The sequence below is a fragment of the Legionella pneumophila subsp. fraseri genome (genome assembly GCF_000586315.1).
Lineage (GTDB): Bacteria > Pseudomonadota > Gammaproteobacteria > Legionellales > Legionellaceae > Legionella > Legionella pneumophila_B.
The window spans coordinates 174,478-196,432 of record NZ_JFIM01000001.1 but is presented as its reverse complement, the minus strand read 5'-3'; the positions used below and the strand labels follow the sequence as shown (position 1 = coordinate 196,432).

Sequence of the window (21,955 nt, the reverse complement as noted above, 5' to 3'; positions counted from 1 at the left end):
CCATTAGAGATTTTTTTGTTTATACTATCATGAGGAAAACAATAACAGAAGGATATCAAAGTGGATAAACGATGGTTTGAACAATACCAAAATGGAGTCCCACATGAAATTGACACAAGTCAATATTTATCCCTCATATCTTTATTTAATGAATCATGTAACTCTTATGCGAGCAGAGCTGCCTACTCCAATTTAGGGACTGAAATTACTTACGCTGATTTGGATAGTCTAAGCAGAAATTTTGCTGCTTATTTGCAACAATTGAATTTGGAAAAAGGGGCAAGAGTAGCAATAATGCTGCCTAACGTTTTACAATATCCTGTAGCCATCTTTGGTGTTTTGCGAGCGGGTTATGTCGTGGTAAACACTAACCCCTTATACACAGCTGATGAAGTAATACATCAAATGAATGACTCTGGAGCAGAAGTCATCATCGTGCTGGCTAATTTTGCAAAAACAATTGAAAAAGCATTGCCATCAATGCCTTCCGTTAAGCATGTGATTGTAACTCAATTGGGTGATTTATTTCCTTCATTCAAGAGATTCATTGTTAATTTTGTAGTGAATCATATAAAAAAATTGGTTCCTGCCTTCTCAATTCCTCACGCAGTGGCTTTTAACTATGCTTTGTCTGAAGGAAAACAAGCAACGCTTCATCGAGTTGAACTGAATCATGATGACATTGCGTTTCTACAATATACTGGTGGTACAACTGGTGTTGCAAAAGGTGCTATATTGACCCATGGCAATCTTATAGCCAATGTGATGCAAGCATACACATGGATATCTCCTCTAGGAGTCAGTGATCAAGACATTATAGTAACTGCACTTCCCCTGTACCATATTTTTTCCTTGACAGCCAATTGTCTCACTTTTATGAAAATTGGCGCGAAAAATATTCTGATCACTAATCCACGTGATATGGGACATTTTATAGATCAAATCAAAAATTCGGGTTTTACAGCAATAACTGGAGTAAATACTCTGTTCAATGCATTGCTGAACCATCCTAAATTTAAAGAAATTGATTTCAGCAAGTTAAAACTGGCATTATCTGGTGGTATGGCATTGCAAAAGAGTGTGTCTTTAAAATGGTCTGAAATGACCAAAACACGGGTTTTGGAGGCCTATGGATTAACTGAAACCAGCCCTGCAGTGACTATAAACCCAATGTACCTTGAAGGCTATAATGGCAGTATTGGTTTACCCCTTCCCTCAACTGATGTGTCTATTCGTGATGAATCTGGAAAAGATGTGCCTATTGGTACTAGTGGTGAGTTGTGTATTAAAGGGCCGCAAGTGATGCCAGGTTATTGGAAAAGGCCTGATGAAACAGCCTTGGTGTTTACTAAAGACGGGTTCTTAAAAACCGGCGATATTGCCCGTATGGATGAAGAAGGCTTTATCTATCTGGTCGATAGAAAAAAAGACATGATCGTTGTTTCAGGATTCAACGTTTATCCTAATGAGGTAGAGCAAATAATAGGAATGCATCACGGTGTATTAGAAGTAGGCGTTGTAGGTATTGTTGATGAAGAATCTGGTGAACGGGTTAAAGCATGTATTGTAAGAAAAGATAGTACATTGACGGCTGAACAAATTATCAATCATTGCAAGGAGCATTTGACCGCTTATAAAATCCCCAAAGTTGTCGAATTCTTTGACGAACTTCCTAAAACAAATGTGGGCAAGATTTTACGTCGTGCTTTAAAAAACCAAGAAAAGGAACAAAAAAGCTCGACCAATAAAAAAACAATGGAGCCTGTTTAGGTATAATTGGAGTATTTTGGGTGCTATTTGTCCTTAATACTCCTCTTCTAAAAGTACTCTGAATATAGTCTCAGATAAGTTCCATCAGCTTCCATTTCAAGAAGAATTTTATTTATTTTTTTAATTAATACAAATTGATCAGGGTTTGCCATAATAGAATACCCTTCTCCAATAGAAATTTTCTTACCAATTAATTTATAAGCATAGGGTTCAGATGCCATCCAATATTTTGCTGCTTCATAATCCATTAAACTGGCATCAACTTCATTATTGCTTAAGCCAAGAAGCATATCTTGTATGAGCTCATAAAAAATTACCTGATTGTTGCGGTTTTCTGACAAAACTTGCCTTGCGTAAGGAGTTCCTTTTCTTACTCCAATTTTTTTGCCGTGCAAATCATCAAATGTGCTGATTTTAGAATCGACGGTAGTTATATATTGTGAGTTACTTTCCATATAGGGAAGACTAAAAATAAAGTGTTTCTTTCTTTCATCTGTAATAATCATTGAGGCAATAACCAGATCGACTTCGCGGTTTTTTAACGCGGGAAATAAATCATCGAATATATAGGCTTCAAAAGTACAGGTCGCATGTAATCTTCTACATATTTCTTGCATAAGGTCAATATCAAAGCCATACAATGAACTGTTGTTACCAGACCAAACTTCAAAAGGTGGATTAAATTTTGAAGTACCAATTGTTAAATTTAATGAATAAGAATTAGAGGAAATAATAATAAATAAGAGAAGTTGTAGTAACTTCATAAACTATATCCTGTAATTTAGGAAGTTTGTTTAAACATAATCATGGTACAAAAAATTTGATTTGTACAATTTGTAGCATACGATTTCTTTAATTTGGTTTAATAATCAGGTAAAGGCATTTAAAGAAATGCCTTTTATCATTCTGGTATCATACTTAATATTGAGAAGCTAATTGCCTCATAATTCTTGCTGTGGCACCCCATATTAATTCTTCATTAGCAATAAATTGGCAGGTGACAATGTGTTTTCCCTCTTTCTCAATTCTAATTTCTTTATAATTTTTCTGATTTTTTACTAAAGGCATAGGCACAAGAATTAATTCACTAACCTCTTGTGGATTCATAGTGTAAGGAAATATAGAATCAATACTGGCGTACCAAGGGTGAATGACTAAACCCAGTAAAGTCTTTTCAATGTTTAATTTTCTGATCAGAGTTATTCTGTCTGATGTAACACCTAACTCTTCATTCAGTTCTCTCAATGCAGTGCTATATAGATCTTGATCATTTATTTCTTGAAAACCACCAGGAAAGCACACTTCTCCTGGATGTTTTTTAAGCATCTGACTTCGCCTGGTGAGAATTAACGAGTCTTTGGAAAGATCATGTAAAACGATAACTGATGAATGTGTTTTGATTGACTGTTGGGTATTATTTGATTCCATTGATAATTGCAGTAATTTTTGTGAAACATTCACAATATTCATCTTCCCAATCGGAGTCAATAACTATTCCCCCTCCTGCTGCCAAATACAAAACATTATCCTTGGCTGTCACCGTACGTATCGCGATATTGGCATCGAAACGGCCATGTTGTGAAAAATAGGCGATACAACCACAATAGACCCCTCTTTTATAGGTTTCCTGTTCACTGATAATTTTCATCGTTTCTAATTTAGGCGCCCCTGTAATTGAACCACCTGGAAAACAGGAGAAAAATGCTTCAATTGGATGAATATCCTCTTTGCAAAGAGCTCTTATGTCGGAAACCAAATGATGTACTGCATTGAAGCTCTGGATGTGGCAAAGATTCATTACCTTTACGCTGCCAGCCTTGGCAAGTTTCCCTAGATCGTTTCTTAGCAAATCGACAATCATGACATTTTCAGCCTTGTTTTTAGGACATTTCAATAACTGTTCTTTTAATTTTTTATCTACAACAGGATCTTTCGATCGGTGGATAGTGCCTTTTATGGGCGAAGTTAACATCTCACCGTTGTCATAAAGTAAAAATCGCTCAGGAGAAAAGCTTAATATGTCAGCCTCATCTGTCCTGATAAAAGCGGCATATGGAACCGGATTATTTTTATTAACCCTTTGGTACATTTCCCAGGGATCCCCAGTGAATTTTGTCTGAAACGGTTGAGTGAAATTGACTTGATAAGAACGCCCTGCTCTCAGGGCTTGTTGAATAGCATTGAATGAGTTTCTGTAATTCTCTTTTGATATTAAAGGTAAAAATTCCGCTTGAATTGAAAACTGTACCGGCATTTTTGGTTGGCTGTTTAATATATTTTTTATTTCATTTAAAATATTTTTTGTTGAAGAATGACTGTTTCTTGCAAATAAAGTGGCTTTTTTTAAATGATGATCTACGATGATAGCCCAATCATAAAACCCTAAATTTAAAAATGGTATGTTCGTCAGTTCTTTTTGGGGATATTGTTCAAGATTATGCAACAGTGCACCAAAATCGTAAGAAATATAGCCTATAGCCCCGCCCTGAAAAGGGAGATCAAGTTCTGACTGTTCTATTTTTAGTTTATTTTTTAATTCGGTTAATACTAAATCTTTATCATGTGTATGGCTCTTAATAACCATCCTCTCATATGGATAAGCACTTAAAATATCATAACGACCTATTGATTTGTTCGTACTCTGAAGCAGAACAAATCCAGGTAAATGACTGAGTTTTTCATAGGATTCAGATGTAAAATCATGGTAATCAAGCGTAATAAGAGTACTATCAATCAAATTATCACCTCAAGATAAGGATATGGTGTAAAAAAATGCACTGTTTTTGATTTGGTCATTTTAACCTAACTTATCAATAAAAAGCGTATATTTTTATCTTGGGTTCCTATTAATTTACTGGTTTTTAAATTAATTTATGAGTATCCTATGCCAACGCGTTGTTGACAAGGAGCCATGTAATGACAACTGTTGCTCAATTTGAAATAACATACACACAATACCTGAATGAACAAGGTAAGTTGGTCGCCGAATTACCTCCATTTGCAGATAATCAATCCATACTTAAAGAATTGTATAAAATCATGGTACTCACCCGTACTTTTGATAAAAAAGCAATTGCATTGCAAAGAACAGGAAAAATGGGAACGTACGCACCAATTAATGGCCAGGAAGCTATTTCGACTGCAATCGGCCATGCTATGAAACCTGAGGATGTACTTGTCCCCTATTACAGAGATTATGCAGCTCAATTTCAGAGGGGCGTTAAAATGTCAGAGATTCTCGCCTTTTGGGGAGGAGATGAGAGAGGAAGTCATTATTCTAGTAATGCAGAAGATTTACCTATCTGTGTTCCGATCGCATCTCAATGTTTGCATGCCGCAGGAGTTGCATTTGCCTTCAAATATAGAAATCAACCACGAGTAGCAGTGGTTTGTATAGGAGAAGGAGGTACTTCAGAAGGTGATTTTTATGAAGCCATGAATGTGGCAGGGGCATGGAAATTACCCGTAGTCTTCGTGGTAAACAATAACAAATGGGCGATTTCTGTGCCTATAGAGAAGCAAACCGGATCACAAACGATAGCACAGAAAGCCATTGCTGCTGGTTTTTCTGGCGTGCAAATAGATGGCAATGATATCTTTGCTGCAAGACAGGTTATAGGTGATGCTATTAAAAAGGCTCGTCAAGGCGGTGGCCCCACTCTAGTCGAAGCCTTAACCTATCGCTTGTGTGACCACACAACAGCTGATGATGCAACACGCTATCAACCTTCTCAGGAAGTAGAGGAAGCTAAAGCAAAAGAGCCTATTACTCGTTTTAAACATTATTTAATGCAACAAAATATTTGGACATCTCAGGACGAAGAAAAGCTGGTAATAGAATGTAGTGAAAAGGTAGAAAAAGCTGTAGAGGAATATTTGAATACCAAACCTCAGCCCGTTAGCAGCATTTTTGATTATCATTATGCTGAATTACCAGAATATTTAATTGAACAACGTGCAATAGCCATGGAGGAGTATTCTCATGCCTGATATTACTTTAGTTGAAGCCGTTACTCAGGCTCTGGCGTATGAGTTAGCTCATGATGAAAATGTAGTAGTCTTTGGCGAGGATGTTGGTAAAAATGGTGGAGTATTTCGAGCTACTGTAGGTTTACAAGACAGATTTGGAGAAAATAGAGTTTTTGATACTCCTTTAGCAGAATCAATGATAGCAGGACTTGCTATTGGAATGTCTATTCAAGGCTTAAAGCCTGTTGCTGAGTTTCAATTCATGGGTTTTATTTATCCCGCCATGAATCAGATCATATCTCATGCGGCGCGTATGCGTAACAGAACCAGAGGCCGGTTACATTGCCCTTTGGTTTATCGTGCTCCGTTTGGTGGCGGAATAAGAGCACCAGAGCATCATTCTGAAAGTACAGAGGCATTATTTGCTCATATTCCGGGTTTGCAAGTGGTTATCCCCTCTTCTCCCAAGCGTGCTTATGGGCTGTTGTTGGCGGCTATACGTAACCCTGATCCAGTTATCTTTCTTGAACCAAAACGAATTTATCGCTTGGTTAAACAACCTGTTCCTGATGATGGACAAGCCTTACCGTTAGGTAAATGTTTTACCCTGCAACAGGGAGATGATCTGACATTAATTAGCTGGGGGGCCAGTATGCATGAAACCTTACAGGCGGCCAAACAATTAACTGATGAGGGTATCTCCTGTGAAGTTATTGATATAGCGACAATCAAGCCTCTGGACATGGAAACCATTTTAAGTTCTGTAGAAAAAACAGGACGTTGCGTCATAGTGCATGAGGGTGCAAAAACTTGTGGTGTGGGTGCTGAAATATCAGCTCAAATTATGGAGCATTGTATGGCAGATTTGTTGGCTCCTGTGCAAAGAGTTACGGGATATGATACGGTTATGCCTTATTTCCAACTTGAAAAACAGTACATACCTAGCGTTGCACGTATTAAGAACACTGTTATGAGTATAATGGAGTAATAATGAATATTTTTAATCTACCTGATTTAGGTGAAGGGTTACCTGACGCTGAAATTCATGAATGGTTTGTTAAGGAAGGCGATACAGTTAAAGCAGATCAACCTTTAGTTTCTATGGAAACGGCAAAAGCAGTTGTTGACGTACCCTGCCCTCAATCAGGCACTATCGCAAAACTTTATGGCAAACCTGGTGACGTTATCAAAACTGGAGAGCCCCTCGTAGCATTCGTTTCAACTACAGAAAAACCTGCAGACAAAGGCACAGTGGTTGGTAATCTGGAGGAAAGTACTGATGTGGTAGAAGATAATTTTATTATTGGAAGTCAGCGTTCTTCCCAGCGCGTTAAGACAACGCCTGCTGTAAGAATGCTAGCAAAAAAATTAGGGGTTGATTTAAGCTCTTTAAAAGGTAGTGGTGATAATGGCGTTATTACTCGAGAGGATGTTCAAAATCAAGCCAACATCAATTCGCAACCCCCCGCCGGGTTTGAGCCTTTGCGAGGTGTTAGACGAGCCATGCTTAATAGCATGGTACAATCTCATGCAGAAATAGTTCCGGTTAGTATTTTTGATGAAGCAGATATCCATAATTGGAAACCCAACACAGATATTACTGTTCGTTTAATACGAGCTATTATTCATGCGTCCAAAAAGGAACCGGCCCTTAATGCCTGGTTTGATACCAAACATGCTGCACGTAGATGTTTTAATGAAGTGCATCTTGGTATTGCCATGGACAATGAGGAAGGTTTATTTGTTCCTGTTATTCATGATGCAGAAAAATACTCCGACAGTGAGTTAAGAAAAATAATTGATGAATTCAAAGAATCAGTGCGTAATCGAGCAGTCAGTGCGGACAAGCTAAAAGGGGCAACAATTACGTTATCTAATTTTGGTAAATTTTCAGGGCGTTTTGCCAGTCCAATAATTGTTCCTCCAATGGTAGCTATTTTAGCGGTTGGAAGGCTTTATAAAGCCGCTGTAATTAATGATGAGGATAAAATTGAAGCACACAAAATGCTTCCTTTATCTTTGAGCTTTGATCATAGGGCTATTACCGGAGGCGAAGCCACTCGATTTTTAGGTGCCGTTATTGAATCTTTACAACAAGCATGATTTTAGTCTCTGTTGGGCTTCGTAGATAGCGAGGCCTAACAACAAATATTTTACTACAACTATCTACCTATTCTATATAAAATTAAACGCAAAAAACTCCATTCAAGGGATATTTTAAATTTCCTTCTTGAGATTCAATCCATAAGCAAGTAGAGTTAATAATTTCTTAATTGGCAAGGAAGAGAGTGGCCATGAGAATTTTTGTCATGATTTTGCTTTTCTTTTTTAGCATTTCCCCCACTTTGGGAGATACTACTTTGCCTGCAGTTTTTGATGTAAAAAATGCAAACAAGCAATTTGATCACATCAATCTTCAGTTGTCAGTACAAAATCTTAATTTAAATAACCTGAATAAGGCGGTAGAAACTCTCAGTGAACTCTCTGCACAATCCGATGAATGTATTGCTGATTTACAGAAAAAAATAAATGGTGTGGATGTATTAATCAAACAAGCTGCCTCTACAGGGAATGATAAGGGAGCGGATTTAGTCTATCTGAACAATCAAAAGCATCAGTTAGCTGAGTTACAATCTCAATGTCGATTGTTTTCAATTCGAGCTCAAGAAGCAATAGAAGCGTATAAAAGTGCTATTTTACAATTAAGGCAAGAAAAGACTTTGGCTCGTACCTCGCCATTATGGCAATTAGTAAATAAAATTATTAACTCTCCTGATAATACCAAATGGATAAATCACGCTAAAGAGAAATTTTTGCTTCAAGACTTACCAGTTTATCTATGGATTTGCATTGTTATTGTGAGTTTTTTTATCTCTATTCTGGTCTTGTCAAAATTACGCCAATCCAATGTTGTACGCCGATATGTGAAATTTAAAAAAATTCGCTGGGCTCATATAACGCTTTTAGCTATGTTCATGATGGCGGGCTCATTTTATGGCTACATTTCCCTATTCAATGGTGAAGAACAGCCCATCAACTCTCAATTTCTCTTAATAAAAGAGCTCTTTTGGTTTCTTACCGGAACATTATTAATTATTTGTTTCTTCAAAGTAAAAAAAATCAAGGCTTTTTTTGACTGGTATGCGATGGATAGCGAATTTTTTGAAATACTAAGCATTGTGATTGTTGCATTTTATTTCCTCGCATTGTCAGAGCAGAGATTATTTGATATCTGGGAAGTCAATAAGGTTATTGTGGAGTTAACTCGATCCATCTTTCTTATTTTATTGCTTGCTACTACGGCTTATTTTACTCACTATTTCTGCCGTTCTCATCTTCATATTTCTTTTGTAAAAAGACATTATAATTTTATTCGGTACTTTATTTTTGCACTGCTTTTAGGGTGCGCAATTCTTAACATCAGCGGCTTTTATACTTTAGCCATGCAGCTTACTTTATCTGGTATTTTTACCTTTTTTATCCTGTATATCACTATTTTAATAGGACAGAGTATTAATAAATTTTATGCTTCATTAAGCTACTCACAAGGCAAATTGAATGTTATACGATTATTTGGATACAAAAAGGATCAGATGCTCACCGAGTTTTATATTCTTAAAATTATCTTAAAACTCGTTATTGTTCTCTTAAGCATTTATCTAATAGGGAAATCCTGGGGCTTTGCTACAGATTTTATTGATATAATTTATAAGAAATTATTGTATGGCTTTACACTGGCAAATATTACAATTTATCCAACACGAATCCTTTTTGGTATCATAATTTTTTGTTTTTTATATCTGGTATCACGGGCAATTTCAACTTCAATCAGTCGTCACCAACAGTTCGAAAACGAAGAAGAGACTCAGGTCGCCATTGCCTCTATTTTGACTTATGTTGGATTCAGTATCGCAGTTATTTCAGGCTTACTTGTCGCGGGTTTTAATTTTACTGGTCTTGCCATTATCGCAGGAGCACTTTCTGTGGGAATAGGCCTTGGACTCCAAAGCATAGTTAATAATTTTGTATCAGGTATTATTTTGCTTATTGAGAAGCCGATAAGGCCTGGGGATCGAATTAACATCGATGGTGTTGAAGGATTTGTGAAAAAAATCAGAGTTAGATCAACACAAATTATCACTCCAGTAAATGAAGATATTATTATTCCAAACTCTGATTTAATTACCCGCCGTGTTGTCAACTATATGCTGACCGATAATTATTGGCGAGTGAATTGTGAAGTTAGCGTAGCTTTCGGGACTAACTTGAATCTTGTTAAAGACATCCTTTTGGAGATCGCTAATAAGCATGATGATGTTGTAAAAAGTGGTAGAAACAAACCTGTGGTGTTATTTACCAGTTTTGCCGACAGTGCATTAACTTTTCAACTCTGGTGTATGATTAAAGATGTTAATAAGAAATCGACAGTCAAAAGTGAATTAAATTTTTCCATTGAGGAGGCTTTTCGTAAACATGACATTTCAATAACATAGCCTTAATTTGATTTTCATAAGAGTTGAAGATTGAGCACTTCCATAACTTGTAAAATAATCCTTGGTATTATTATGCCTTATCGATAATGAAGGTATGATCTCAAGGTCAATTACCGTTAGGATCCGTAGTCTTATCGGGTTAAAGGAATAACGTGAATGATTAAAAAAATACATCGTTGGTTGCCTTTGCTTGTGTTAATCGGGCTATTGGTACTTTTCTTCAGCCTACACCTTGATAAATACTTAAGTTTTAATGCGTTAAAAGAAAATCATGCGTTACTCATTGCGTGGACTCGAACTCATTATTTTGTTGCGCCACTGATTTTTATTGTTTTTTATACAATTGCTGTGGCCATCTCTATTCCAGGGGCAGTACTTTTTACTTTAACCGGGGGATTTTTATTTGGGATATTCTGGGGTGTTTTATTTGTGGTTATCAGCGCGACACTCGGGGCCACCATACTTTTTTTTGCGGTTCGCACTGCTTTGGGCGACTGGTTTGCCCAAAAGGCATCTGGATGGATAGAGCGTATGCGTCAGGGATTTCAACATAACGCTTTTTCTTATTTAGTGACACTACGATTAATTCCATTATTTCCCTTTTGGGTAGTTAATATTGTACCTGCTCTTTTAAATATTCGAGCAAAAACATTCATTATAGCGACTTCTATTGGGATTCTTCCAGGAACAATAGTCTATGTTATGGTTGGTAATGGTCTAAGCCAAATATTTGCAGCCAATCAGACGCCCAATCTTGGGATCATATTAGAACTACAAATATTAGGTCCTTTGCTCGCATTGGCTGTTTTGTCTCTAATGCCAGTAGTTTATCAATTCTCAACTCGCAAGCATCAGAATCATCAAAATTTCTCAGATATTAGCCAAGTAATAAATTGTGATTTAGCCATTATAGGTGGTGGGGCTGGAGGTTTGAGTTTAGCTTCTGGTTGTTCACAATTAGGGCTTAAAGTCGTTTTGGTTGAGTCAGGGAAAATGGGGGGTGACTGTTTAAATTACGGTTGCATCCCATCCAAATCATTACTTGCGGCAGCCAAGACGTTTTATTATGCAAAACATGCAACTCATTTTGGAGTACATACAGAGGCGATAAAAATTGATTTTCAACAAGTAATGCAACATGTGCATCAAGTCATAGACAATATTTCAGAGCACGACTCTATCCAACGTTTTGAATCGCTAGGTGTGCAGGTTATTAAGCAGGTTGGAAAATTTTTAAACTCAAATGCTTTGCAAGCTGGTGATAGTATTATTAAAGCGAAACGTTTCGTGATTGCAACAGGTTCATCACCATTTATCCCCCCAATTCCTGGATTGGATACAGTCTCTTACCTCACCAATGAAACGATTTTTGATTTAAAGGAACAGCCTAAGCACTTGATTGTCATCGGTGGAGGACCTATTGGTTGTGAACTGGCTCAAGCATTTGCTATGCTGGGCTCTCAAGTTACTCTGCTGGAGGGATTGAGTCTTCTTCCCAAGGATGATCCTGACTGTGTTGCTGTCCTACGTACACAAATGAAATCGATGAATATTCTCATTTATGAACAAATTAAGATTACACAAATAAATTCTCACCCTGATACGGGTATCTCTATATGTTTTGAATTTCAGAACACGCAATTCACGATTACAGCCAGTCACCTGCTCATTGCAACCGGACGTCGGGCCAATGTAAATCTCCTTGATTTGGAAAAAGCGGGTGTTAAATTCACCAGCAAAGGTGTTGAAGTAAATAAATATTTACAAACCAGTAACAAAAAAATCTATGCTCTGGGTGATGTAACAGGGTTTTATCAGTTTACTCATATGGCTAGTTATCAGGCTGGTATCGTGCTTCGTAATATTGTTTTTAAATTACCGGCGAAAATGGATTATAAGGCGATTCCATGGGTCACTTATACTGATCCCGAATTAGCTCATGTTGGGCTAAGAGCCAGTGATGCCTTGAAGTATCCTGATACCCAAATAACTGAGTGGCCATTTATTGATAACGATCGAGCACAAACCGAGCGTACGTTAAATGGAAAAATAATAATCATCACGAACAAGAAAGCAAGGATCCTGGGAGTTACCATAGTTGGTCCACATGCTGGAGAACTCATTTTACCTTGGATTATGGCGATTCGTGAGAAAAAAACGCTTCGAAGTTTTACAGATGCTATTGTTCCTTACCCTACCCTGAGTGAAATTAGCAAACGTGTTGCGGGTGAGTTTTATGCTCCTAAATTATTTTCCAATAAAACCCGTACATTTGTTCGCTGGTTGCAAAAAATTGGATAAAGCGGCAAGCTGCTTAATTTAACCTTAAATGGCGTTTGACTTCCTTTTCATCGGATAAAATTTCAATAACTCGAGCAATCCATTTTTTGTTATCTGCCCTAACAAGCACATTGGTGCGGCCAAATAATTTTTTATTTAATTTGCAATGGATTAGAGAAGCCAGCATTTTGTTGCAAGCAACAGAGAAATAGGTGCGGTCTTTACTGAGAACTTTCAGATGATGTTGAGTTAATAATTTTCCAAAAGGGATATTAGTATGAATTATATCAGTAATAAGTTTCTCTGGCAGTTCTGCAAAATTAATGTTAATAGCTGCTAACTCAACGGGAATGACTTCATTTTTCTTTTGGGCAAGATCTACATTATTTCTCTTCTTATTTATGTCTACATACAGGATGATAATTCGAGAACAGGTATTATTATCCGGGTTTGTAAAGGCAGTAATTACTTTAATCCTGGAGGTGCGCTGATAGTATCTTTCCAAAGTGGTTGTCATTAATGGTTGTGTGAGTAAGTAATTATAGGGAGACATTAGACTATTTTTGCTTAATATAGTGCTCATTTTAACAATATTGAACAGACTATCTGCCTGATTTGTATTTATTGATTTAGCCGCATGAGATAGACTCCCCAGTACTGCTAAAAAAAGAAACAATATGATATTGAGATTGATTGCTCGGATGGAGAGTTTTAAACTCATGCAATTGATTAATAAATGAATCATTTTTGGTATTACCTTATTTTTAAGTCAGAAAATAATGTAAAAACAGTCCAAGGCCATAAGATAAAGAGGCCGTAACAGCACCAATGACCAGTGTCTCAAAACCAGAATATAGCCAGGATTTGGTCGACCAGTGGCTTTTGATCGAACCGATGACAAAAAATGTAATTGCAGTGAAAAAACAAGACCAGATAAATGGATTGCTCATGACCAGCACGTAAGGGATTAATGGAATAATTCCAAAAAGCAGAAATGCGCTAAAAGTATAAAGCGCCGATTTAAACGGGAGTCGAAGCGAAGCAGGTAATCCATATTCCTCTTGTAACATAGTCTTTATCCATAAGGCTCTGTTGGCTGTAATTTCATCAACAACCTGTTCTAATGCTTGACCATGCAAACCTTTATTTTGAAAAATCTGTTTTATTTCATTTTTTTCACCCTCTGGAATAAACTCAATATGTTTTTCCTCAATCGCTTTATAACGCTGATATTGATCCACTTCAGATTTGGTACCCAGATAATTACTTGCAGCCATTGAAAAACCATCGGCAAGCAAGTTGGCAAAACCTAAAATTAGAATAACTAAAGAAGATAATTGCCCGCCGACAACACCGGAAACAATGGCAAAAGTAGTTACAACGCCATCAATTCCGCCATATATCCAATCTCGTAAATAATTTTGCGAAGGAGTCTGCGTTAATCGCTCTCTGATTTCTTTTTGCGAATGTCCATGCTCTAAATTTCCCATAGCAGATCCTTTTTCCACGTTTGTTATTTATTAATTATCAATACTGCCAATATTATCGCTAGTTTGACAAAGCATGTAATTAAATTTAGTATATTTGAGTTTATTAGATGGCGCGGGGTGTCGGGAAATCCGGCTGAGAGTTACCCGTTGAACTTGATCTGAATCATATCAGCGTAAGGACGCCTTCAAAAAAACCATGGCCTTTTTAAGGCATGGTTCCCTTTTGCCATCTCCATAATATTTAAAAATAATAACATAAGGAGTTATGGCGATGTCATCACTAAAATCCAGGGTTACCCTACTGCTTAATTGGTACACCAACCCTTATCATACCCCCATACTTGTGGCACAACAATTGGGATTTTATTCAGAAGAAGATATCAAGCTCGCCATTCTGGAGCCTGCAGATCCCAGTGATGTGACCGAAATTGTTGGGCTGGGAACAGTAGATTTTGGTGTAAAAGCCATGATTCATACCGTTGCAGCCAAAGCAAAAGGTTATCCAGTGACTTCCATAGGAACGCTTCTTGATGAGCCACCAACAGGACTCATTGCTTTAAAATCAAGCGGCATCAATTCTTTCCAGGATATTGTTGGTAAACGAGTAGGTTATATTGGAGAATTCGGCAAAAAAATTATTGATGATTTGGCTAGCCTCGCAGGCATTGATCCGACAAGCTATAAAACAGTACGTATTGGTATGAATGTCACAGATGCCATTTATCGGGACGTTATCGACACCGGTATTGGGTTTATTAATTTTCAAAAAGTTGAACTGGAGCATCTTTGCGGAGAAACAGTATTTTTACGAATTGATCAATTAGCTGGTTTAGGTTGTTGTTGTTTTTGCTCAATACAATTTATTGTTCCTGAAACAACATTACAACAACCCGAATTAGTTAAGGGATTTCTCAGAGCAACACAGCGCGGCGCGGCTTACACAACAGAAAAGCCTGAAGAAGCCTATGAGTTATTATGTCAGGCTAAACCTCAGTTGCGTACTCCCTTATACCAAAAGATTTTTACAAGAACATTACCATTTTTTTCGCGTACATTAATTAATGTTGACAGAGATTGGGATAAGGTTGGACGCTATACCAAGCATCTAAAAATTATTGATGAACATTTTGATATCTCGCAATGCTATACGAATCGTTTTTTGCCCGATACACCTTATTCTGATTTGAAACCAATCGCTTGTTGCCTTGAGAATTAATTATGCGAGCAGGCATTGCAGGCGCAGGGATCATGGGACGTCTGTTGGCTTTTGCATTACATAATGCGGGCTGGCAGGTATCCCTTTTTGATCATTCTAATGAAAACATGAATTGCAGCACTGCAGCTGCAGGTCTATTATCGCCATTTTCTGAATTGGATAAATCAATCTTATTGATTTCCAGCCTGGGCCAAGAATCTATTACGAATTGTTGGCCGCGTATTATTGGGCACTTACCTGAATCCGTGTATTTTCAACAATCAGGTAGTCTAGTTCTATGTCATCCTGGCGATCAGGCGGAATGGATTCACTTTAGCCGGCGTATCTTGAATCAACTCAATCAGAATAATTGTGTTTTTCAAAAATTATCTCATGAAAATCTCATTACGCTTGAGCCTGAACTGACGAAGTTTGAAACCGCTTATTATTTTCCAAATGAAGCGCATATCGATTGTCAAACACTAATGGTGTCTTTAAAAAAATATCTCGACTCTATTGGCATACCTTACATTGCCAACACTCCAGTCCTGTCGATTAAACCAGGTGAGATCAATACAAAAGAGCAGAGATATCATTTTGATGTCGTTTTCGATTGTCGTGGTTTGGGAGCACAAACTATATTTCCTGATTTACGTGGCATTAGAGGTGAGCTCATTTGGCTTCATGCACCAGGAGTTCAATTACATCGCCCTATTCGTCTTCTGCATCCAAGGTACAGTCTATATCTTGTACCCAGACCTGGAAATCTTTACCTCATAGGCGCTAGCGAAATTGAGGCAGAAGATTTTAGTCCTGTTTCAGTACGTACGACTTTGGAGTTATTGACCGCTGTGTATTATTTACATGGGAACTTTGATGAAGCACGCATCATAAAAACGGTGACCCATTGCCGTCCAACTTTAGCAAATCATTTACCACGCATTAAATTTGCCGACGGGCTTATAGCAGTCAATGGGCTTTATCGTCATGGTTATTTAATAGCCCCAGCCTTGGCAGCAGAAATTTTACGCGGCGTGACATCCAATTATCAGCATCTGAATTATCCAGAGCTTTGGGAGAGTTATTGTGATTAATATTTATTTAAACGATAAAATCTATACCATTCAATCCTCATTATCCTTGAGTGCTTTTTTAAAGCAGCTTAATTATACTCAACAGCATTTTGCTGTCGCTATAAATAATCATCATGTACCACATAAAGCTTATGAAACTACAATTTTGCAAGCCAATGACTGCATTGATATCCTCTTTCCCATGCAAGGAGGTTAATAATGTGGAATTTGGCAGGAAAAAAATTAAGTAGCCGTTTGCTCTTAGGTACTGCGTGTTATCCTTCGTTAGAGCATATGCAGCAGGCAATTCATAATTCGGGTACAGAAGTTATTACGATATCAATAAAACGCCAGACTTCTGCAGGATTGGATGGAGAGTCCTTTTGGCAAGCGGTAAAAAAACTAGATTGTCATCTTTTGCCCAATACGGCTGGTTGCCGTAATGCGGAGGCAGCGATCAATACAGCTGAAATTGCGAGGGAGTTATTTAGTACACCCTGGATAAAACTGGAAGTGATAGGTGATGACTATAATTTGCAGCCCGAACCTTTTGAGCTAATCAAGGCAGCCAGGGCTTTGATTGACAGAGGATTTGAAGTTTTTCCTTATTGCACAGATGACTTGGTTTTATGTCAAAAATTGGTTGATGCAGGTTGTAAAATTTTAATGCCCTGGGGAGCTCCTATAGGCTCAGGTAAGGGTTTAATTAACCCCTATGCCTTGGAAACTTTGCGTTATCGATTTCCTGACATCACATTAATCATTGATGCCGGGATTGGTAAGCCATCTCATGCTGTCCAGGTGATGGAATTAGGTTTTGATGGTGTGCTTTTAAATACTGCTGTCGCTCTTGCCAGTCATCCTGCAATCATGGCAACCGCATTCCGCCATGCCGTTATTGCAGGCCATCAGGCTTTTATTGGAGGAATGATGACTGCTAGAAATATAGCACACCCTAGTACTCCATTAATTGATACTCCATTTTGGCATCAGGTGAGCAGTTTATGAAAAAACCGATTGTTTGGACAATTGCCGGCGTTGACTCATCCGGATTAGCTGGTATCCATGCTGACATGGAAACTTTTAGTCACTTAAATGTCAGGGCTTGCTCTGTCATTACCGCGGTAACTGCACAAAACGCTCACTCAATTGTTGCAGTAGAAGCGATATCCGGTGACCAGGTTGAGGCTCAATGTAATGCTCTGAAATTAAATTTTAAACCCGATGCTATTAAAATTGGTATGTTAGGCTCTACTTCAACCTGCGAGAAAGTTGTTTCCTTTTTAAAGGATTACGAAGGGTTTGCCGTTCTTGACCCAATCATTACCTCCTCCTCTGGAACTGATTTGTTTTTTTCAGATTTACAGGAGCACAAAAAAAATCTCATTAAATTGCTTCCATACGTTACTATTATTACTCCTAATAAGATAGAAGCAGAAACCATTTTAAATCGGAGCATTTCTTCTTATCAGGATGTAATAAATGCAGCCACTGATCTGCTATCAATGGGAGCTAAGCAGGTATTACTGAAAGGCGGACATCTAAAAGATAATTTATTCAGTCAAGATTACTGGACCGATGGAAAAGAGTCGTTTTGGATTGCGAATCCCCGCTTTCCTGAAACAAATTACCGTGGTACAGGTTGTGTTCTATCTGCGGCACTCACAGCTTGTCTTGCGCTTGGCTATTCAATGAAAGACGCTATAGTTATTTCTAAAATGTATGTCAATCGAGGAATACGTCAATCGATACAGATTGATAAGGAGGCTTCTCAACTGTTTCATGATGGTTGGCCGGAAGACGAGGCCGATCTCCCCTATTTATCGCCGAGGCCTTTGATTAAACCAGTTCCATCATTTAAAAAGTATTCTATGGGGTTTTACCCCATTGTAGATAGTAGCTATTGGCTAGAAATATTATTGCCATTGGGGATTAAGTGCATACAGCTACGAATAAAGGAAGCTCTTCAAGACCAGTTGGAAGAAGAAATAAAACGGAGTGTCCCTTTGGCAAATCAGCATAATGCCGCATTATTCATTAATGATTACTGGGAGCTTGCCATTCATTATGGTGCTGCAGGAGTTCATCTGGGGCAAGAGGATCTGGAAAATGCTGATATCGATAGAATTAATCAATCAGGATTGTTTTTGGGTGTAAGCACGCATTGCTATTATGAAGTTGCTCGAGCTCATGCTCTTAATCCTTCCTATGTCGCTTGCGGCCCAATCTATGAAACAACTAGTAAAATCATGCCTTTTCAAGCACAAGGAGTCGCACGACTTGAACGTTGGAGAAAAACACTTCACTATCCCTTGGTCGCAATTGGCGGCATAACTTTGAAAAATCTTTCTGATGTCTTAAAAACAAAAGTTGATGGTGTTTCAGTGATATCCGCCATTACAAAAGCATCAGCACCCTTAGTTGCAGCCAAACAATTCTTAACTCAAATTAATGAGTTTCATAATGAATAAATCAAATTTGGTAATTGACGAATTAATCCGTTATTCGCAACAAATCAAAATGGATGAAATTGGTTTGGTAGGACAAGAAAAACTTAAAAATTCTCGTGTGTTATGTATTGGGCTTGGCGGATTGGGTTCGCCTCTCTTACTTTATCTTGCGGCAGCAGGTGTCGGAGTTTTAGGCATTGTTGATGATGACATCATTGAATTAAGTAATTTACACAGGCAGATTCTTTATAATCATACTCATATTAATAAAGAAAAGGTTGCTGCAGCAAAAGAGCAACTTCTGGCTATTAATCCACTAATTCAAATTGAATCTTACTCTAGAAGATTAACGGAAGAAAATGCGGCTGAGTTAATTAGCCAGTATGACATCATTGCAGATGGATCCGATAATTTTTATACGCGATATTTGATTCACAGTATTTGCTTTGAGTTGGAAAAGCCTTATGTTTATGCTAGTGCATCACATTTTCAAGGGTATTGCTCTATATTCCACGGCAAACAAGATCCCTGTTTCCATTGCGTATTCCCAGTTTCCATAAACGATACCAATATGCCCAGTTGTGAAGGAAGCGGGGTCATTGGTACTTTACCTGGGATGCTAGGCATTATTCAGGCAACAGAAGTAATCAAATGGATACTACAAATAGGCAATCCATTAAAAAAACGCTTGCTTGCTATTAACATGCTAACCATGACCTTTAAGGACATCATTATTTCAAAAAATCCTGATTGTGAGTTTTGTATTCAAAATCAGCCAATTAAGCAACTAATTAATCCCATCAATTGTCCAACTCAAAATGATCCAAACCATCATAGAATAACTCTTGATGAATTTTATAAATTATTTACGGGCAGGAACAATATTCAGCTAATTGATGTTCGCAGTACAAAGGAACATCAAATACAAAATATAGGAGGCTTAGTGCTTCCTTTGGATGAATTGCCTCAGCGCTTACATGAACTAAACCCTAATCAGGCTGTTATTCTGTACTGCCAGTCAGGAAGACGAAGCAAGATGGCATTAGATATACTTCTCAAGTCTGGCTTTGCTTCTGTAAAATATTTAGAAAATGGTTTAAAGGGAATAACTGCAGATTGATAATAAAAAAGATGAAATTTAGACTAGCTTGTTTTTACCTTCAGCAATATTATTTAGCAGATAAGCGAGCCGACACCCAGCCAGAAGTATCTGTTTTTCTGTGATGTTTTGAGTATTTAATTGATATTGCTTGGGGGGCACTTGATAAGCTGAAACCTTATAAACTTTAGTCAATGCCAATTGGTGTGATGCATTAATCCATTGTTGTGGAATTTTTACCTTACTGGCTGATTGGCAAGACCATTTCTTCTCTAATTGCTTCGCCTTGTTTTTAATCTGAAAAAACTTGTCTTGACCAATCAGAATACCGCCACCATTATCCCAATATTGATGCAAATTATTTCCAATAGGATTTTTACCTAACTGAAATAAATTTCCACCCAAATCACCATTAGGTAATTTTTTACTTATCTTTGTAACGGTATGCAAAGGCTGATGTATATCTCCGACCAGATGTACCAATATACGTAAGCTCAATTTTTTATCAGCATTGTTGGCTTTATTGGAAGATAGTACAGCAATTGCCTGTTTAATTCCCCAGAGCGCATTGATTTCTGGCAAGTCTGGTAATGGCGTTTCATCCCTGGAGAAAGGAATATCGATGTAATGTAACGCATCAAACCAATGAACATCATGTGCTCTTATGGAGTCCAGCCATGAAGCTGATTTTACAAAATTGACATTAGCCGATGTTTTCGATTTTGAATGGGAATATAAATCACACATTCGCTTGGCTTGAGGTGTCAAATTATCGTATGCGATCTGGGCTACCAGTTGGTGCCCGACCGCATTCCATGAATAACCAGCATTAGCTATAAATAAAAAAAACAATACCAGTAAGTTTCTTATCATTTTTAACTCAGGTAAGGGGACCAAGCCGGCTCTTGAACATCTCCTTCACGAGCAGGAAGTCTCATTCTAATTCTTCCATCAATCGACACAATGCCTAAAACCCCTCTGTCCTGATAACGAGTAGCATACAGCACTAAACGACTATTTGGAGAGACTGATGGCGATTCATCAAGGCCAGAAAAGGTTAGATTGGAAATCGGACCGCCACCTGTATTTTGTACACCAATATTAAATTGTCTGTCTTCCCTGTGCAGCATGACGATATGCTTCATATCTGGAGTGTAAGAGGCACGGGCATTATAATTCCCTTCGAAAGTGACCCGACTTATTTGGCCATCAGCCAATGATAAGCGATACACTTGCGGTGAGCCTCCCCTCCCTGAAGTGAACAACAAACTGCGACCATCAGGAGAATAACGTGGTTCCGTATCGATAGAATTACCAAAAGTCAGCTGTTTCATAGTGCCACTGCTCAAATCAACATCGTAAATTTTGGGTGTACCGCTTTTCGATAGTACAACTGCCAGATGACGACCGTCAGGTGACCACGCGGGAGCTCCATTAATTCCTGGGAAACTCGTAATTAAGCGACGCTGCCCTGTTTCAACTGAGACGGTAAAAATTTCAGCTTTTTTCTTTTCAAAAGAAACATAGGATATCGATTTTCCATTGGGTGACCAGGAAGGTGACATAATAGGTTCTGAAGAAACGAGTAAGCTTTGGGGATTGTGTCCATCCGCATCTGCAACCTCCAGGGAGTAGCGAGACCTTCCACCACTTCTTTGCACTGAAATATAAGCTATCCTGGTGGAGAATATCCCTCTTTCTCCAGTCAGTTTTTGGTATACCTCATCACTAATATGATGAGCTAAAGCTCTTACCTGATTGGCATTGATCTGAAAGGTTTTTGTCAACAGAATATTGCCATTGGCTACGGCATCAGCCAAAGTAAAACTCACTTCAATCCGGTTGCCAACTTGATTAACTCGGCCAGTGACTACACTGTCAGCGCCAAGTTGACGTAATGTGCTCACGGAAGATTGAGCGTTCGCGCCTTGTGGTCCAGAGATAATTTTAAATTGTCCTGATATAGTCAAATCATTCTCTATGACATTCCCTATTTCTTTAGCCGCCGTGTCTGAGCCAAAAGAATTGATGGCTATTGGCAGGGCTGAATTAATTCCTTGAGTTAGTTCCAAATCAAGAGCAATCACTTGACCAGTAAATAACAGCAAGAAAAGTGAAATAATTCGATTCAACACG

General features: G+C 38.0%; 19 protein-coding genes and 1 riboswitch. Of the genes, 12 read left to right on the top strand and 7 right to left on the bottom strand.

Annotated features, from left to right (window positions below):
* Positions 1-60 precede the first annotated feature (60 nt).
* Positions 61-1,770, top strand: a complete 1,710-nt coding sequence (locus CC34_RS0100855; RefSeq protein WP_028378921.1) for an AMP-binding protein — start codon at positions 61-63, stop codon at positions 1,768-1,770.
* Positions 1,771-1,817: 47 nt separating this feature from the next.
* On the opposite strand, the gene CC34_RS0100850 is transcribed toward CC34_RS0100855, so the two are convergent.
* The 3 genes from CC34_RS0100850 to pabB all read right to left on the bottom strand — a co-directional run bounded on the left by CC34_RS0100850 (position 1,818) and on the right by pabB (position 4,507).
* Positions 1,818-2,534 (bottom strand): transporter substrate-binding domain-containing protein, encoded by a 717-nt coding sequence (locus CC34_RS0100850; protein WP_028378922.1) that lies wholly within the window; start codon positions 2,532-2,534, stop codon positions 1,818-1,820.
* Between the two features lie 154 nt (positions 2,535-2,688).
* Positions 2,689-3,198 carry an NUDIX hydrolase gene (locus tag CC34_RS0100845; protein ID WP_028378923.1) on the bottom strand — a complete coding sequence of 170 codons (510 nt, stop codon included), beginning with the start codon at positions 3,196-3,198 and terminating at the stop codon, positions 2,689-2,691.
* Complete coding sequence (gene pabB / locus CC34_RS0100840; protein WP_028378924.1) at positions 3,185-4,507, bottom strand: aminodeoxychorismate synthase component I; 1,323 nt, start codon at positions 4,505-4,507, stop codon at positions 3,185-3,187. The genes CC34_RS0100845 and pabB overlap by 14 nt, the downstream gene beginning before the upstream one ends.
* Before the next feature lie 179 nt (positions 4,508-4,686).
* On the opposite strand from pabB, the gene pdhA reads away from it, so the two are divergent.
* The 5 genes from pdhA (at position 4,687) to CC34_RS0100815 (ending at position 12,533) form a co-directional block, all read left to right on the top strand.
* Positions 4,687-5,760: a pyruvate dehydrogenase (acetyl-transferring) E1 component subunit alpha gene (gene pdhA, locus CC34_RS0100835; RefSeq protein ID WP_028378925.1), complete on the top strand. Its 1,074-nt coding sequence runs from the start codon at positions 4,687-4,689 to the stop codon at positions 5,758-5,760.
* Complete coding sequence (locus tag CC34_RS0100830; RefSeq protein ID WP_027227057.1) at positions 5,753-6,727, top strand: alpha-ketoacid dehydrogenase subunit beta; 975 nt, start codon at positions 5,753-5,755, stop codon at positions 6,725-6,727. Before pdhA ends, CC34_RS0100830 begins: the two co-directional genes overlap by 8 nt.
* A gap of 2 nt (positions 6,728-6,729) precedes the next feature.
* Positions 6,730-7,842 carry a dihydrolipoamide acetyltransferase family protein gene (locus CC34_RS0100825; protein ID WP_027227058.1) on the top strand — a complete coding sequence of 371 codons (1,113 nt, stop codon included), beginning with the start codon at positions 6,730-6,732 and terminating at the stop codon, positions 7,840-7,842.
* 191 nt (positions 7,843-8,033) lie between these two features.
* Complete coding sequence (locus tag CC34_RS0100820; RefSeq protein WP_032832151.1) at positions 8,034-10,232, top strand: mechanosensitive ion channel family protein; 2,199 nt, start codon at positions 8,034-8,036, stop codon at positions 10,230-10,232.
* Positions 10,233-10,388: 156 nt separating this feature from the next.
* Positions 10,389-12,533: a dihydrolipoyl dehydrogenase family protein gene (locus CC34_RS0100815; protein WP_028378927.1), complete on the top strand. Its 2,145-nt coding sequence runs from the start codon at positions 10,389-10,391 to the stop codon at positions 12,531-12,533.
* A gap of 13 nt (positions 12,534-12,546) precedes the next feature.
* Here CC34_RS0100815 and CC34_RS0100810 read toward each other — a convergent pair whose 3' ends face one another.
* Together CC34_RS0100810 and CC34_RS0100805 are read right to left on the bottom strand one after the other, a co-directional pair.
* Positions 12,547-13,257, bottom strand: coding sequence for a hypothetical protein (locus tag CC34_RS0100810; RefSeq protein ID WP_028378928.1), 711 nt, complete (start codon positions 13,255-13,257; stop codon positions 12,547-12,549).
* 19 nt (positions 13,258-13,276) lie between these two features.
* Positions 13,277-14,002: a VIT1/CCC1 transporter family protein gene (locus CC34_RS0100805; protein ID WP_028378929.1), complete on the bottom strand. Its 726-nt coding sequence runs from the start codon at positions 14,000-14,002 to the stop codon at positions 13,277-13,279.
* 103 nt (positions 14,003-14,105) lie between these two features.
* Positions 14,106-14,199: riboswitch (TPP riboswitch) on the top strand.
* A gap of 74 nt (positions 14,200-14,273) precedes the next feature.
* On the opposite strand from CC34_RS0100805, the gene CC34_RS0100800 reads away from it, so the two are divergent.
* From CC34_RS0100800 to CC34_RS0100775, 6 genes are read left to right on the top strand one after another with little or no spacing between them, the layout of a single operon-like run.
* Positions 14,274-15,218, top strand: coding sequence for a 4-amino-5-hydroxymethyl-2-methylpyrimidine phosphate synthase (locus CC34_RS0100800; protein WP_027227063.1), 945 nt, complete (start codon positions 14,274-14,276; stop codon positions 15,216-15,218).
* A 2-nt stretch (positions 15,219-15,220) separates the two neighbouring features.
* The gene (locus CC34_RS0100795) at positions 15,221-16,291 is read left to right on the top strand and encodes an FAD-dependent oxidoreductase (protein WP_028378930.1); all 1,071 of its coding nucleotides are present in this window, start codon (positions 15,221-15,223) and stop codon (positions 16,289-16,291) included.
* Entirely contained in the window at positions 16,284-16,487 is a 204-nt protein-coding gene (thiS, locus tag CC34_RS0100790; RefSeq protein ID WP_028378931.1) for a sulfur carrier protein ThiS, read from the top strand. Before CC34_RS0100795 ends, thiS begins: the two co-directional genes overlap by 8 nt.
* Before the next feature lie 2 nt (positions 16,488-16,489).
* Positions 16,490-17,278: a thiazole synthase gene (locus tag CC34_RS0100785; RefSeq protein WP_027227066.1), complete on the top strand. Its 789-nt coding sequence runs from the start codon at positions 16,490-16,492 to the stop codon at positions 17,276-17,278.
* Positions 17,275-18,741, top strand: a complete 1,467-nt coding sequence (gene thiD / locus CC34_RS0100780; RefSeq protein ID WP_028378932.1) for a bifunctional hydroxymethylpyrimidine kinase/phosphomethylpyrimidine kinase — start codon at positions 17,275-17,277, stop codon at positions 18,739-18,741. Before CC34_RS0100785 ends, thiD begins: the two co-directional genes overlap by 4 nt.
* Complete coding sequence (locus tag CC34_RS0100775; protein WP_028378933.1) at positions 18,734-19,840, top strand: HesA/MoeB/ThiF family protein; 1,107 nt, start codon at positions 18,734-18,736, stop codon at positions 19,838-19,840. Before thiD ends, CC34_RS0100775 begins: the two co-directional genes overlap by 8 nt.
* Before the next feature lie 18 nt (positions 19,841-19,858).
* Here the strand turns inward: CC34_RS0100775 and CC34_RS0100770 are convergent, their stop codons facing one another.
* Together CC34_RS0100770 and tolB are read right to left on the bottom strand one after the other, a co-directional pair.
* Positions 19,859-20,692: a S1/P1 nuclease gene (locus CC34_RS0100770; RefSeq protein ID WP_028378934.1), complete on the bottom strand. Its 834-nt coding sequence runs from the start codon at positions 20,690-20,692 to the stop codon at positions 19,859-19,861.
* A gap of 2 nt (positions 20,693-20,694) precedes the next feature.
* Positions 20,695-21,954, bottom strand: a complete 1,260-nt coding sequence (gene tolB / locus CC34_RS0100765) for a Tol-Pal system beta propeller repeat protein TolB (protein WP_028378935.1) — start codon at positions 21,952-21,954, stop codon at positions 20,695-20,697.
* Between the last annotated feature and the right edge of the window lies 1 nt (position 21,955).